This window comes from Patulibacter sp. NPDC049589 (assembly GCF_040675535.1).
In the GTDB taxonomy this organism is placed as follows: domain Bacteria; phylum Actinomycetota; class Thermoleophilia; order Solirubrobacterales; family Solirubrobacteraceae; genus Patulibacter.
Window position 1 is genome coordinate 15,970 of record NZ_JBFAPC010000004.1, and the last position, 12,795, is coordinate 28,764.

Consider the following 12,795-nt stretch of genomic DNA (forward strand, 5'->3'; position numbering starts at 1 on the left):
TGAGCCAGGAGCGCGCGAAAGTGGCGTGCCCATCTCGCGAGTCTCGGGCAGCCACCACACGAGGGCTATGGGTGGGCCCCGCCATCTCGCATCGCGACGAGCACCTCGGCACGGTGCCCTGGAACTGACGATCGCGACGTTGGCTCCGCGGGAGCTCGTCGATGAGCGCCGGTGCACCCAGATGGGGGGAAACGGCCATGGTTTCGCTCGTCCTCACGACGACGCTGTGGTCATGAGTACTGACCACTCACGCCGGGCCTTGGGGGCGCCGTCACGCTGGGCGCGCCCCGACAAGGGGAACCCCCGAAGGCGCAAAGAGGCCCGAACGCCCACTCGCAATCCCCTGACGTCGCTCTATGGCGACGAGGAACGTGAGCCGTGCCTGTGACGTTGATCGCAAGCCGGCGGGCATCCCGCAGCGCCATCGGGCGCCAGCGAGTCCCGCCTACCGATCGGCTGCACGGACAGATACCGAGGATGTCAGGCGGCTCGTGCGGGCACTTCGACAATCGCGGACCGCAGGGGCGCGAGAGCGCTGCCGATCGCGGTGATGCTGTCTCCATCGACGCCGAGTTCTTGCAGCGTCGTGACGAGGTGCCCGACGACGGCGTCAAATGCGGCGTCCGTGATTCCGAGGCCAGCGTGGGCACGGTCCATCGCACGGCCCACGTATTCGCTTCCGCTGCCGCGCAGGGTGACGGTCAGAAATTGGCGTTGGTGCCGCTTGAGCTGCTGGCGGTCGATGTTCTCGAAGTACGGAGCGAGGGTCGGGTCTGCCCAGACGAGTTCGTAGAACCGCTCGACAGCGGCGTCGACGGCCGGCGCACCACCGATGCGGTCATACAACGTGGACTCGGAGTTCATCGTGATGTCCTGAGGGTCGGGAAGGTCTCCGATCCACGGTAGGCCCCGAGCTCACGCCCGCCGCTTGGCCTCGCGGCGCGCGTTCAGGCCAAGCGCGTGCCGTCAGGGCCTTGGACGACGGGCCCAGCGACGTAGGCCCATCTGTGATGCTCCAGGCCGGTCTCGAACCGCCCTTCGGTCTCGACGCGTGGATCTCCACGTCCTCCTCCTGCGTGGGCGTCCCGCGGCCGAACGCCACCATTCGTCCGTGTCTTCCCTCCGGCTCCCGCGCCACCGGGACCGGGGTACGACGGAAGCGAGTCATTCCGCGACCCGCATCCGCGCGAGCTCCAGCCACCGCCACACGCCGGCCCCCTCGCCGCCGACAGGCGATGACCCTGGACCGGGGCCGTGGACTGCGGCAGACCCGAAGGGCACGGTCCCCGAACCCCGTCATGTGCTCGGAAGAGCGGGCCACGCCCGACGTCGAGGGCCCTGCGCTGCGCTCCGTGGCCGGGCACCACGCCGGCTCAGGACTTCCAGCGCGACGGCTTGCCGGTGTCGGGCGTCGGACCCTCCGAATCGCCGGTCGCCCAGGGAGGCCGGCCCCACCCAGGCGGGGCCACGGCGTCGCCGCCCACCGCGTCCGGGTAGCCGATCCCGGCGAGGTGCAGGCCCTGCGGCGGCAGGGTCATCCCGGCCTCCGGCCGCTCCGCCCCCTGCAGCAGGCGAAGGAAGTCGTCGAGGCTCCGGCGACCCCCGGCGACCTCCAGCATCGTGCCGACGAGGATCCGGTTCATGTGGCGCATGAAGGCGTCCCCCTGGATCCACAGCTCGAGCCACTCGCCGCGGCGGACCCACGCCGCCTCGCGGATGCGCCGGCGGAACAGGACGTGCTGGGTCTCCGTCGGCGTGAAGGCCGTGAAGTCGTGCGTCCCGACCACGGCGTCGGCGCAGGCGTGCAGCAGCGCCTCGTCGAGCCGGTACGGCCACCACAGCGCGTGGCGGCCGCCGAACGGCGACGGCCGCCGCCGCGTGAAGAGCCGGAAGCAGTACGTCCGGCTGGTCGCCATCCGCCGGGCGTCGAACGGCACGTCGAGCACGAGCGCCGAGCGCACCGCGACGTCGTCGGGCAGGACGGCGTTCAGCCCGTAGAGGTCCGGGGCCTCGCCCTCGTAGGACGCGACCTGGGCGACCGCATGGACGCCGCGGTCCGTCCGCCCCGCGACCGTCAGGGCCGTGGGCGTCCTCAGGATCGTGCCGAGCGCCCGGGCGAGCTCCCCGTGTACCGAGCGCTTCGACGGCTGGTCGGCCCAGCCCCACAGGTCGGTCCCGTCGTACTCGATCTCCAGACGTACCGTGCTCACCGGGCGACCATCCTGCCGGACCGGGCGCGACGGCGCGGTGCGGCCCCGGGAACGACGACGGCCGCCCCGGAGGGCGGCCGTGTCGGGCGGGCGGAGCCGTGCTCCGCCGTTCGGTGCGCCGCCGGGGCGACGCGAAGAGCTCTAGACGAGCTCGATGAGGACCATCTCGGTCGCGTCGCTCTTCCGCGGCCCGAGCTTCAGGATGCGGGTGTAGCCGCCCGGACGCTCCGCGTAGCGCGGGGCGATGTCCTCGATGAGCTTGTAGGCCGAGAACTTGTCCTGGCCGAGCTTCTTGAGGACCTGACGACGCGCGTGCAGGTCGCCGCCCTTCGAGAGCGTGATGAGCTGCTCGATCTCGGGCTTCAGCGCCTTGGCCTTGGCCTCGGTCGTCTTGATCCGCTCGTGCTCGATGACCTCCTTGCAGAGGTTGCGGAGCAGGGCCTTGCGGTGCGCGCTGTCGCGGCTGAGCTTGTGGCGGTTCTTCTGGTGGCGCATCGGTTCAGATCTTTCGTACGGGCTCGCCGGCGGGGCCGGGACTACTCGTCGCGGAGGCCGTAGCCCCGCGCCGCGAGGGTCTCGACGACCTCGTCGATGGACTTCTTCCCGAAGTTCGGGATGGCGGCGAGCTCGGCCTCGGTCTTCGAGGTCAGGTCGCCAACGGTCTGGATTCCAGCCCGCTTGAGGCAGTTGTAGGAGCGGACGCCGAGCTCGAGCTCCTCGATCATCATCTCGTCCGTCGGGTCGCCGTAGCCGTGGTCGCCGACCAGGCCGTCCTCCAGCTCGCCGCCGACCGAGGCGCGGAGCTCCTCGACGCGATCCGGGTCCGTGAAGACCGCGAGCTGCTGGATGAGGATCTCGGAGGCCTCGCGCAGGGCCTCGCCCGGCTCGAGCGAGCCGTCGGTCTCGATGTCCAGCGTGAGCTGGTCGAAGTCGGTGCGCTGGCCGACGCGGGCCGGCTCGACGCGGTAGGCGACGCGCCGGATCGGCGAGAAGATCGAGTCGATCGGGATGACGCCGATCGGCTGGTCCGCCGTCTTGTTCTCGTCGGCGGAGCGGTACCCGCGGCCCTGGCCGATGGTCAGGTAGACCTCGAGCTTGGTGCCGGCCTCGAGGGTCGCGATGTGCGCCTCGGGGTTCAGGATCTCGACGCCCGCGGGCAGGTCGATGTCCTTGGCGGTGATCTCGCCGGGGCCCTCGGCCACGAGCGGGGCCTCGACCTCGGTCGCGTCGGAGTGCATCCGGCAGACGAGCGTCTTGAGGTTCAGGACGATGTCCGTGACGTCCTCGGCGACGCCCTCGAGCGTCGTGAACTCGTGCGCGACGCCCTCGATGCGGACGTTCGTGACGGCCGCGCCGGAGAGGAAGCTCAGCAGCACGCGACGGAGCGAGTTGCCGAACGTGTAGCCGAAGCCGCGCTCGAGGGGCTCGATGGTGAACGTGCCGCGGTTGTCCTCGACGGACTCGCGGGTGATTCGAGGGGTCTGGTAGTCGAGCATCAAGGTCCTTGCTTCGTCGGAAGACGCGCGGGCGGGGGGCGGGTCCGATCGCGGTGCAGCGCGCTGTTGGGGCGTCGACTCCCCCGTGTCGCGCGCTGCTGGGTGCTGCTGGTCCTGCGCCGGGGAGCGGAGCGGAAGGCTCCGCGTCCCCGTCAGCGGCGACGAGGGCGTCGCACGCGGTGCCGTCCGATGACCGGACCCCGGAGGAGGTCGGTCGGCGGGCGGCGGGAGCTGCTGCTAGACGCGGCGCCGCTTCTTGGGGCGGCAGCCGTTGTGGGCCTGGGGCGTCACGTCGCGGACGGTCGTGATCTCCAGACCTGCGGCCTGCAGGGAGCGGATCGCGGTGTCGCGACCGGAGCCGGGGCCCTTCACGAAGACCTCGACCTTCTCCAGGCCCTGCTCGATGCCCTTGCGGGCAGCCGAGTCAGCGGTGACCTGGGCGGCGAACGGCGTCGACTTGCGCGAGCCCTTGAACCCGGCGCCGCCGGCGGACTCCCACGCGATGACGTTCCCCTCCTTGTCGGTCAGGGAGACGATCGTGTTGTTGAAGCTCGTCTTGATGTGAGCCTGGCCGACCGGGATGTTCTTCTTGGGCTTGCGGCGGCCGCGCGCGGGGCGCTTGGGTGCGGGCATGAGTCTCTAAACGTCCCTTGTTACTTCTTGCCGGGCTTCTTCTTGCCGGCCGTCGGCATGCGCTTGGGGCCCTTGCGGGTCCGCGCGTTGGTCTTCGTCTTCTGTCCGCGGACGGGCAGGTTGCGGCGGTGACGGAGGCCGCGGTAGCAGCCGATCTCCATCAGGCGCTTGACGGACTGGTTCCGCTCACGACGGAGATCGCCTTCGACGACGACCTCGTTGTCGATGTGCTCGCGGAGCTTCGAGACCTGGTCCTCGGTCAGATCACGGACCTTGGTGTCGCGATCGATGCCCGTGGCGGACAGGATGTCGTTGGCGCCCGAACGGCCGATGCCGTAGATGTAGGTGAGGCCAATCTCGATCCGCTTGTTCAGCGGGATGTTGATGCCGGAGATGCGTGCCATGACTAGCCCTGCCGCTGCTTGTGGCGGGGGTTGGAACAAATCACGAGGACAGCGCCGTTGCGGCGGATGACCTTGCACTTCTCGCACATCGGCTTGACCGACGGTCGTACCTTCATGGTCCTCTTTCTCGGCTCGCTATTCAGTGGCCTGGCTCTGATGGTCGCAAGACCCTCGCTACCAGCCACTGAGGCATGTGACGCCAGGGAGGCGTGACACGCGCAGACTCGGCACGCTACCAGACATCACCCCGGGCACGTCGAACGGCACCCGAGCGGATCGCTGACAGTAGCAGTCCTCCGGGGGAAAGGCCTCTCCCCCTCCCCTCCCCTACCGTACTGCGGCGCGTCCGGCCGCGCGGTCCGCGTGGCCGGCGGGTCCCGCCCCGTGGCCGGGGTCCGGGCCGGCGGCGGGGACGCGGTCAGGGCCAGCGCCCGGACCCGCCCCACGGCGTCAGGACGCGGGGACCGTGCTCCGTGATGGCCACGGTGACCTCCGCGTGCGTCGCGCGGGCCCCGTCCACCGTGAACACCGACCACCCGTCGGGCGACAGGCGGATCGCCGGGCGGCCGAGGGTGAGCATCGGCTCCACGGCGATCACCAGGCCCGGGCGCAGGTGGATGCCCTGCCCGGGCCGCCCGACGTTGGGGACCTGCGGCTCTTCGTGCAGCCGACGGCCGACGCCGTGGCCGATCAGCGACGGGAAGACCCCCACGCCCTCCCGAGCCGCGCGTCCCTGGACCGCGGCCCCGACGTCGCCCACCATGTTGCCGGGCCGGCAGGCCGCGACCGCGTCGGCCAAGGCCGACTCGCCGACCGCCACGAGGTGGAGATCCTCCTCTGCGGCCTCCCCCACGACGAACGTGCGGGCGGCGTCGGTCACCCAGCCGTCGAGCGTGACTCCGACGTCCAGCGACACCACGTCCCCGTCGGCCAGCGGCCGCGGACCCGGGATGCCGTGCACGACGAGGTCGTTCGGCGACGCGCAGATCGAGCCGGGGAAGCCTCGGTACCCGAGGAACGACGGGACGCCGCCGCCCGCCCGGATGCGCTCGCGGGCGAACGCGTCGAGATCGTTCGTGGTGACCCCCACCGCCACGACGTCGGCGAGCGCGTCGAGCACGCCCGCCAGCACGGCGCCGGAGGCCGCCATGGCGTCGACCTCGGCGGGGTCCTTCAGGCGGGGGGTCCCCATGGCCGCAGGGACCCCGCCGCGAGGCGGGTGCCTAGATCGCGTCCTCGAGCCGGAGCGTGGAGATCGTCTTGCGCAGGTGCGCCTCGACCTCGGCCGCCGGCGCGGAGCCGTCGAAGCGGTGGAGCAGGCCCTGGGCCTCGTAGAACGCGACCAGCGGCTCGGTCTGCTCGTGGTAGACGGCGAGGCGCTTGCGGATGGTGTCCGGCTTGTCGTCGTCGCGCTGGATCAGGTCCGAGCCGTCGTCGTCGTCCTTGCCCTCCACCTTGGGCGGGTCGTGCTCGAGGTGGTAGATCCGGCCCGAGGCGGACACGCGGCGGCCGGAGAGCCGGCGGACGATGTCCTCGTCGGGCACGTCGATCAGCAGCACGCCGCTGATGTCGCGGCCGAGCTCGCCGAGCGCCTCGCCCAGGGCCTCGCCCTGGGCGACGTTGCGGGGGAAGCCGTCGAGGACGAAGCCCTCGCGGGCCTCCTCCGAGCGCACGCGCTCGAGGATCAGGCCGATGACGAGCTCGTCGGGCACCAGGTCGCCGGCGTCCATGAACGCCTTCGCCTGCTTGCCGAGGTCCGAGCCCTCCTTGACGGCGGCGCGCAGGATGTTGCCGGTGACGATGTACTCGAGCGTCTCCTTCGACGTCAGACGCTCGCCCTGCGTGCCCTTGCCGGCGCCCGGGGGGCCCAGGAGGATCAGGTTCAGCTCAGCCATCGGTTCGTCCTTCGTGGAGGTCGGTCGGGCGGGGGTGCGCGGGCATCACTTGAGGAAGCCCTCGTAGTTGCGCATCATCAGCTGGGCCTCGAGCTGCTTCACCGTGTCGAGCGCGACGCCCACGACGATCAGGATCGACGTGCCGCCGAACGCGAAGCCCTGGGTCGCGGACCCGAACGCCTTGCTGAAGAGGATCGTCGGGATCGCCGCCACGAGCGCGAGGTAGATGGCGCCCGGGAACGTCAGGCGGGCCAGCACGCGGTCCAGGAACTCGGCCGTGGGCCGGCCCGGGCGCACGCCCGGGATGAAGCCGCCGTACTTCTTCAGGTTGTCGGCCTGCTCCACCGGGTTGAACGTGACCGCGGTGTAGAAGTACGTGAACAGGAGGATGAAGACGGACTCCGCCGCGATGTAGCCCCAGGTGCCGGGCAGCAGCGCGTTCTGGATCGCGTTGTCCTGCGACCCGGAGATGACCTGGGCGATCGTCGGCGGGATCGAGAGGATCGAGGCCGCGAAGATGACCGGGATCACGTTGGCCATGTTGACCTTCAGCGGCAGGTAGGTCTGCCCGCCGCCGCTCATGCGACGGCCGATGACCCGCTTGGCGTACTGGATCGGGATCCGCCGCTGGCCCTCCTGCACGAAGACGACGGCCGAGATGACGGCGAGGATGATCACCGGCAGCAGGACCTTGAAGACCGGGTCGCCGCTGTTCCACCAGGCACTGATCCCGCCCGGGAGACCGGACACGATCGACGCGAAGATCATCAGCGACATGCCGTTGCCGACGCCGCGCTGCGTGATCAGCTCACCGAGCCACATGACGATCATGGCTCCGCCGGTCAGCGAGGCCGCGATCAGCACGAGCTTGGCGATGTTGAAGTTCTCGATGAGGTCCGGGCCGCCCGTCTCGATGCTGCGGAACAGCGTGACGTACGCGAAGGACTGGCCGAGGGCCAGGAAGACCGTCAGGTAGCGCGTGTACTGGGTGATGCGCTGCTGGCCGATCTCGCCTTCCTGCTTGAGCTTCTCGAGCGCCGGGACGACGACCTGCAGGAGCTGCAGGACGATCGACGCCGTGATGAACGGCATGATGCCGAGCGCGAAGATCGCGATCTGGCTCAGGGCGCCGCCGGAGAAGACGTTCAGCAGCTGGAGGGCGCCGGCCTGGAACTGCTCGGCGTTCTGCAGCTCCTCGACGCCCGCCCGGGACACGCCTGGGACCGGGATCTGCGCGCCGATGCGGTACAGCGCGAGAAGGAACAGCGTGATGCCGAGCTTCTTGCGGATCTCCGGAACGGTGAGCGCGCCGGTAAGGATGCGGATCATCGGGCTCGCAGTGGGAAGTGGGGCGGGGCGGAGAGCGACACGCGGTGGAACGGACGGCGCGGGCCAGAGGGCCCGCGCGGGGTGCTGCTGATCCTACGGGGCCGCGGCGCGAAACGCCTCGGCCCCGGGTTGCGGGGGGTCGCCACGACGGCGACCCCCCTGACCGGTGCGACTCAGGCGTCGACGACGACCGCGGTACCACCCGCGGCCTCGATCGCCGCACGGGCGCTCTTGCTGAAGCCGTGCGCGTGGATCGTCAGCGCGACCGAGATCTCGCCACGGGCGAGGATCTTGACCGGGACGTCCTTGCGCTGGCCGAGGCCCTTGGCCTTCAGGGCCTCGAGCGTGACCTCGTCGCCCGCGGCGAAGCGGTCGGCGATGTCGTCCAGGTTCACCGGCTGCGTCTCCGTGCGGAAGCGCTCGAACGGCATGGACGTCTTCTTGTTCGGACCGCGCAGCTTGCGCAGCCGCGACTGGATCGGCGTCTGGCCGCCCTCGAACCGCGTGCGGTCCTTGGAGCCGGAACGCGAACCGGCGCCCTTGTGGCCACGGCCGGACGTCTTGCCCATGCCGCTGCCGTGGCCGCGGCCGACGCGCTTGCGCGCCTTCCGGCTGCCCGGCGCGGGCTGCAGGTTGTGCAGCCCGACGATCTCGGTGCTCTCGGGGCTCATGCCGACTCCTCCTCGATGCGGACGAGGTGCCGGACCGCGTGCAGCGCGCCGCGCGCCTGCGGAGTGTCCTGCACCTCGACGGTGTGCCCGATGCGGCGCAGACCCAGGGTCCGCAGCGTGTCGCGCTGCGCCTGGTTGCTGCCGATCTTGGACTTGAACTGCGTGGCCTTGATGGTGCTCACGCGGTCACCTCCTCTGCGGGGGCGTCCTCGGTGACCTCGACCTCGACCGGACGGTCGGCCAGGCCGAGCACGTCCTTGATCTGCAGGCCGCGGAGCTCCGCGACCTCGCGCGGGGTGCGCAGCTGCTGCAGACCCTCGACCGTCGCCTTCACGAGGTTGATGGGGTTCTGCGAGCCGAGGCTCTTTGTCAGGACGTCCTGGAGGCCGGCGAGCTCGACCACGGCGCGGACGCCGCCGCCGGCGATGACGCCGGTACCCGGCGAGGCCGGCTTCAGGAGCACCTGGCCGGAGCCGAAGCGCCCGATCACGGGGTGCGTGATCGTGGTGTTGTGCTTGGGAACGCGGAAGAGGTCCTTCTTCGCGCGCTCCACGGCCTTCTGGATGGCCAGCGGGACCTCGTTGGCCTTGCCGTAGCCGATGCCGACGACGGAGTTCTCGTCGCCGACGACGACCAGGGCGGTGAAGGAGAAGCGGCGGCCACCCTTCACCACCTTGGCGACGCGGTTGATTTCCACGACCCGCTCCTGGAGATCCAGGCCGACGGGGCTGACAGTGCGATCGATCGTCATGGGTTCAGTGGCTCCTAGACGGTGAGCCCGCCCTCGCGGACCGCTTCAGCGAACGCCTTGACGCGCCCGTGGTACTGGTAACCGCCACGGTCGAACACGACCGTGTCGATGCCCGCGGCCTTGGTGCGCTCGGCGAGCGCCTTGCCCAGGGCAGCGGCCTGGTCGGCCTTGTTGAGACCCTGGAACTCGTCCTCGGTCCAGCTGACCGACGCCAGCGTGTGACCGCTGCCGTCGTTGGCCAGGTCGTCGATGACCTGGGCGAAGATGCCCTTGTTGCTGCGGAACACGGCGATGCGCGGCCGCTCGGCGGTGCCGGAGACCTTCGCTCGCACGCGGCGACGGCGCTTGAGCCGACGCGCTTCCTTGGTGACGACGCTCATGCGCGCTTACCGACCTTCCGGACGACGTACTCGCCCTCGTAACGGATGCCCTTGCCCTTGTAGGGCTCCGGCGGCCGCTTCTTGCGGATCTTGGCCGCGGTCTCGCCGACGAGCTGCTTGTCGGTGCCCTTGACGACGATGCGCGTGGGCTGCGGGACCTCGAACTCGATGCCCTCGGGGGCGTCGACCGAGACGGGATGGGAGAAGCCCAGCGCCAGGTCGAGCGTGGAGCCCTTGAGCGACGCGCGGTAGCCGACGCCCTGGATCTCCAGGGTCTTGCTGAAGCCGTCGGTGACGCCCTCGACCATGTTGGCGATCAGGGAGCGGCTCAGGCCGTGCAGGGCCCGGTGCGGGCCACGGTCGGTCGGGCGCGTCACGACGATCTCGGCACCCTCCTGGGTGACCGTGATGTCGCGGTGGATCTGCTCGGCGAGCTGACCCTTGGGACCCTTGACCGTGACGGTCCCGGGCTGGATGGTGATGTCGACGCCGGAGGGAACCGGGATCGGCTTGCGTCCAATGCGGCTCATGCGATTACCACACCTCGGCCCAGACCTCGCCACCGACGCCGGCCTTCTTGGCGTCGTGACCGGTCTTGATGCCGCTCGAAGTCGAAACGATCATGGTCCCGAGGCCGCCGAGCGACTTCGGGATCTGGCCGGCGCCCACGAAGTGGCGCTGGCCCGGACGAGAGATGCGACGCAGGCCGGTGATGGCCGAGCGACGATCGTTCGTGTACTTCAGCGTGATCGTCAGCAGCTCGCCCGGGTGCTCCGTGGCGGGCGCGGTGCTGAAGTCGGCGATGTAGCCCTGCTCCTTGAGGATGCGGGCGATCTCGCGCTTGCTGCCCGAGGAGGGCAGGACCACCGTGCGGTGTGCGGCGGTGATGGCGTTGCGGATCCGCGTGAGCAGGTCCGCGATGGGATCAGTCGTCGACATGCGTTACCAGCTGCTCTTCGTCATGCCGGGGATGTAGCCCTTGTGGGCGTGCTCCCGGAGGCAGATCCGGCAGATGCCGAACTTCTTGTAGACCGAGCGCGAGCGGCCGCAGCTGCGGCAGCGCGTGTACTCGCGGGACTGGTACTTCTGGGGGCGCGCCTGGCGGACGCGCTGAGAGGTCTTCGCCATGGGTCAGCTCCCCTGGGTGGTGGACGGATCGATCGCGGCGGGGGCGCCGGCGGGGCGCTTCCCCTCGCGGGAGAACGGGAAGCCCAGCTCGACGAGCAGGCCGAACGCCTCGCCGTCGGTGGGAGCCGACGTCGTGATGGTGATGTCGAGGCCGCGGATCTGGTCGATCGCGTCGTAGTCGATCTCGGGGAAGATGATCTGCTCGCGCACGCCCAGGGAGTAGTTGCCCCGGCCGTCGAAGCTCGTCGTCTTCAGGCCCCGGAAGTCACGGACGCGCGGGAGCGCGATCGCGACGAGGCGCTCGACGAACTCGTACATCCGCTCGCCGCGCAGCGTCACCGCCGCACCGACCGGCATGCCGTCGCGCAGCTTGAAGCCGGCGATCGACTTGCGGGCGCGGCGCACGTTGGGCTGCTGTCCGGCGATCGCGGCGAGCTGCTCCACAGCCGCCGCGAACTGCTTGTTGTCCTGCTTCGCCTCGCCGAGACCCATGTTCAGGGTCACCTTCTCGAGATGCGGAACCTGCATCACAGAGGTGTAGTCGCCGGCCTCGAAGAGGCGGGGACGGATCTCGTCGAGGTAGCGCGTCTTCAGTCGCGCGGTCGTGGTCGCACTCATGCGTACTACCTCAGTCGATCTGCTGGCCGGACCGCTTGGCGACGCGCACTGCGCGACCGTCCTCGGTCCGGGTGACGCCCACGCGGGTGGGCTGGTTGGTCTTGGGGTCGACGAGCATGACGTTCGAGACGTGGATCGGACCCTCCTGCTCGACGACGCCGCCCTGGGAGGCGGGGCTGCCGGGCAGCGCGGACGGGTTCGGACGCTGGTGCCGCTTGACGATGTTCACGCCCTCGACGACCACGCGCTCACGCGCGGGGTCGACGCTGAGGACGGTCCCCGTGCGGCCACGGTCCTTGCCGCTGATCACGACGACGCTGTCGTCGCGACGGATGCGGAGCGACATGCTAGAGCACCTCCGGCGCGAGGGACACGATCTTCATGAACGAGCGGTCGCGCAGCTCGCGCGCGACCGGCCCGAAGATGCGGGTGCCCCGCGGGTTGTTGTTCGCGTCGATGATGACCGCCGCGTTCTCGTCGAAGGCGATGTACGTGCCGTCCTCGCGGCCGAACTCCTTGCGGGTCCGGACGACGACGGCCTTGACGACCTCGCCCTTCTTGACGGTGCCGTTCGGCGTCGCGGCCTTCACGGTCGCCGTGATCGTGTCGCCCACCCGGGCGTAGCGCCGGCGGGAGCCGCCGTGCACGCGGATGGTGAGGATCTCGCGGGCGCCGGTGTTGTCGGCGACCTTGAGTCGGGACTCGTTCTGGATCACTTGGCACGCTCCACGATCTCGGCGAGCGTCCAACGCTTCGTGCGCGAGAGCGGGCGGGACGACTCGATGCGGACGACGTCGCCCTCACCGGCATCGTTCTGCTCGTCGTGCGCGTACAGCTTCGTCGTGTGACGCACGATCTTCTTGTACTTCGGGTGCCGCTTGGAGTGGTCGATCCGCACGGCGAGCGTCTTGTCGCCCTTCGCGGAGACGACGACGCCCTGGCGGACCTGCAGACGACCGGGCACGTGCTCGGGCGTCGGGGTGCCACGATCGGTGCCGGCCTCGGCGCCGAGCTTCGCGGCCTTCTTCTCCCGCTCCTGCAGGCGACGGCGACGACGGGCGACGGCCTTCTGCTTGCGCAGCGCCTTCCGCTCCTCGGCCTTCTCCTCGATGGACTTCGGCGCGCCTGCCGCGGTCCCCGAGCGCTGGCGGTGCCAGGCGCGCTTCTGGACGGGCGACAGCGACGGGTCGGGACCCACGGGCTCCGCGGGGGCAGCCTCGGTCTGAACGCCGTCGGTCGGCTCTTCGGTGATGTTCTCGGTGTTCTCGTCAGCCATGGGG

The 12,795-nt window shown here is 70.2% G+C and carries 21 protein-coding genes; all 21 read right to left on the bottom strand.

Annotation, left to right across the window (positions count from 1 at the left end):
• Positions 1-480: 480 nt before the first annotated feature.
• A complete protein-coding gene (locus AB0L40_RS01250; protein WP_364347961.1) occupies positions 481-864 on the bottom strand; it encodes a group 1 truncated hemoglobin in 384 nt (127 codons plus the stop codon).
• A 509-nt stretch (positions 865-1,373) separates the two neighbouring features.
• A complete protein-coding gene (gene truA, locus AB0L40_RS01255) occupies positions 1,374-2,210 on the bottom strand; it encodes a tRNA pseudouridine(38-40) synthase TruA (protein ID WP_364347964.1) in 837 nt (278 codons plus the stop codon).
• 141 nt (positions 2,211-2,351) lie between these two features.
• Positions 2,352-2,705 carry a 50S ribosomal protein L17 gene (rplQ, locus tag AB0L40_RS01260; RefSeq protein WP_364347967.1) on the bottom strand — a complete coding sequence of 118 codons (354 nt, stop codon included), beginning with the start codon at positions 2,703-2,705 and terminating at the stop codon, positions 2,352-2,354.
• 41 nt (positions 2,706-2,746) lie between these two features.
• The gene (locus AB0L40_RS01265; protein WP_304785774.1) at positions 2,747-3,706 is read right to left on the bottom strand and encodes a DNA-directed RNA polymerase subunit alpha; all 960 of its coding nucleotides are present in this window, start codon (positions 3,704-3,706) and stop codon (positions 2,747-2,749) included.
• 237 nt (positions 3,707-3,943) lie between these two features.
• Positions 3,944-4,339, bottom strand: coding sequence for a 30S ribosomal protein S11 (gene rpsK, locus AB0L40_RS01270; protein WP_007577092.1), 396 nt, complete (start codon positions 4,337-4,339; stop codon positions 3,944-3,946).
• A 20-nt stretch (positions 4,340-4,359) separates the two neighbouring features.
• On the bottom strand, positions 4,360-4,743 hold the full coding sequence (gene rpsM / locus AB0L40_RS01275) for a 30S ribosomal protein S13 (RefSeq protein ID WP_364347971.1): 384 nt from the start codon (positions 4,741-4,743) through the stop codon (positions 4,360-4,362).
• Between the two features lie 2 nt (positions 4,744-4,745).
• On the bottom strand, positions 4,746-4,859 hold the full coding sequence (rpmJ, locus tag AB0L40_RS01280; RefSeq protein WP_364347974.1) for a 50S ribosomal protein L36: 114 nt from the start codon (positions 4,857-4,859) through the stop codon (positions 4,746-4,748).
• Positions 4,860-5,161: 302 nt separating this feature from the next.
• Complete coding sequence (map, locus tag AB0L40_RS01285) at positions 5,162-5,935, bottom strand: type I methionyl aminopeptidase (protein ID WP_364347977.1); 774 nt, start codon at positions 5,933-5,935, stop codon at positions 5,162-5,164.
• Between the two features lie 31 nt (positions 5,936-5,966).
• Positions 5,967-6,629, bottom strand: coding sequence for an adenylate kinase (locus AB0L40_RS01290; RefSeq protein ID WP_364348133.1), 663 nt, complete (start codon positions 6,627-6,629; stop codon positions 5,967-5,969).
• Between the two features lie 54 nt (positions 6,630-6,683).
• A complete protein-coding gene (secY, locus tag AB0L40_RS01295; RefSeq protein WP_364347980.1) occupies positions 6,684-7,967 on the bottom strand; it encodes a preprotein translocase subunit SecY in 1,284 nt (427 codons plus the stop codon).
• 173 nt (positions 7,968-8,140) lie between these two features.
• The gene (rplO, locus tag AB0L40_RS01300; RefSeq protein WP_364347983.1) at positions 8,141-8,638 is read right to left on the bottom strand and encodes a 50S ribosomal protein L15; all 498 of its coding nucleotides are present in this window, start codon (positions 8,636-8,638) and stop codon (positions 8,141-8,143) included.
• Entirely contained in the window at positions 8,635-8,820 is a 186-nt protein-coding gene (rpmD, locus tag AB0L40_RS01305) for a 50S ribosomal protein L30 (RefSeq protein ID WP_026912962.1), read from the bottom strand. Before rpmD ends, rplO begins: the two co-directional genes overlap by 4 nt.
• Positions 8,817-9,389, bottom strand: a complete 573-nt coding sequence (rpsE, locus tag AB0L40_RS01310) for a 30S ribosomal protein S5 (protein WP_364347986.1) — start codon at positions 9,387-9,389, stop codon at positions 8,817-8,819. The genes rpmD and rpsE overlap by 4 nt, the downstream gene beginning before the upstream one ends.
• Positions 9,390-9,403: 14 nt before the next feature.
• Entirely contained in the window at positions 9,404-9,769 is a 366-nt protein-coding gene (gene rplR, locus AB0L40_RS01315) for a 50S ribosomal protein L18 (RefSeq protein WP_364347989.1), read from the bottom strand.
• Entirely contained in the window at positions 9,766-10,299 is a 534-nt protein-coding gene (gene rplF, locus AB0L40_RS01320) for a 50S ribosomal protein L6 (protein ID WP_364347992.1), read from the bottom strand. The genes rplR and rplF overlap by 4 nt, the downstream gene beginning before the upstream one ends.
• A gap of 4 nt (positions 10,300-10,303) precedes the next feature.
• Positions 10,304-10,708 carry a 30S ribosomal protein S8 gene (gene rpsH / locus AB0L40_RS01325; RefSeq protein ID WP_364347995.1) on the bottom strand — a complete coding sequence of 135 codons (405 nt, stop codon included), beginning with the start codon at positions 10,706-10,708 and terminating at the stop codon, positions 10,304-10,306.
• Positions 10,709-10,711: 3 nt separating this feature from the next.
• Positions 10,712-10,897 (bottom strand): type Z 30S ribosomal protein S14, encoded by a 186-nt coding sequence (locus AB0L40_RS01330; protein WP_364347998.1) that lies wholly within the window; start codon positions 10,895-10,897, stop codon positions 10,712-10,714.
• Positions 10,898-10,900: 3 nt separating this feature from the next.
• Positions 10,901-11,515: a 50S ribosomal protein L5 gene (rplE, locus tag AB0L40_RS01335; protein WP_364348001.1), complete on the bottom strand. Its 615-nt coding sequence runs from the start codon at positions 11,513-11,515 to the stop codon at positions 10,901-10,903.
• A gap of 10 nt (positions 11,516-11,525) precedes the next feature.
• Complete coding sequence (rplX, locus tag AB0L40_RS01340) at positions 11,526-11,861, bottom strand: 50S ribosomal protein L24 (RefSeq protein ID WP_364348004.1); 336 nt, start codon at positions 11,859-11,861, stop codon at positions 11,526-11,528.
• Between the two features lies 1 nt (position 11,862).
• The gene (gene rplN, locus AB0L40_RS01345; protein WP_022928235.1) at positions 11,863-12,231 is read right to left on the bottom strand and encodes a 50S ribosomal protein L14; all 369 of its coding nucleotides are present in this window, start codon (positions 12,229-12,231) and stop codon (positions 11,863-11,865) included.
• Positions 12,228-12,791, bottom strand: coding sequence for a 30S ribosomal protein S17 (rpsQ, locus tag AB0L40_RS01350; protein ID WP_364348008.1), 564 nt, complete (start codon positions 12,789-12,791; stop codon positions 12,228-12,230). The genes rplN and rpsQ overlap by 4 nt, the downstream gene beginning before the upstream one ends.
• Positions 12,792-12,795: the final 4 nt, after the last annotated feature.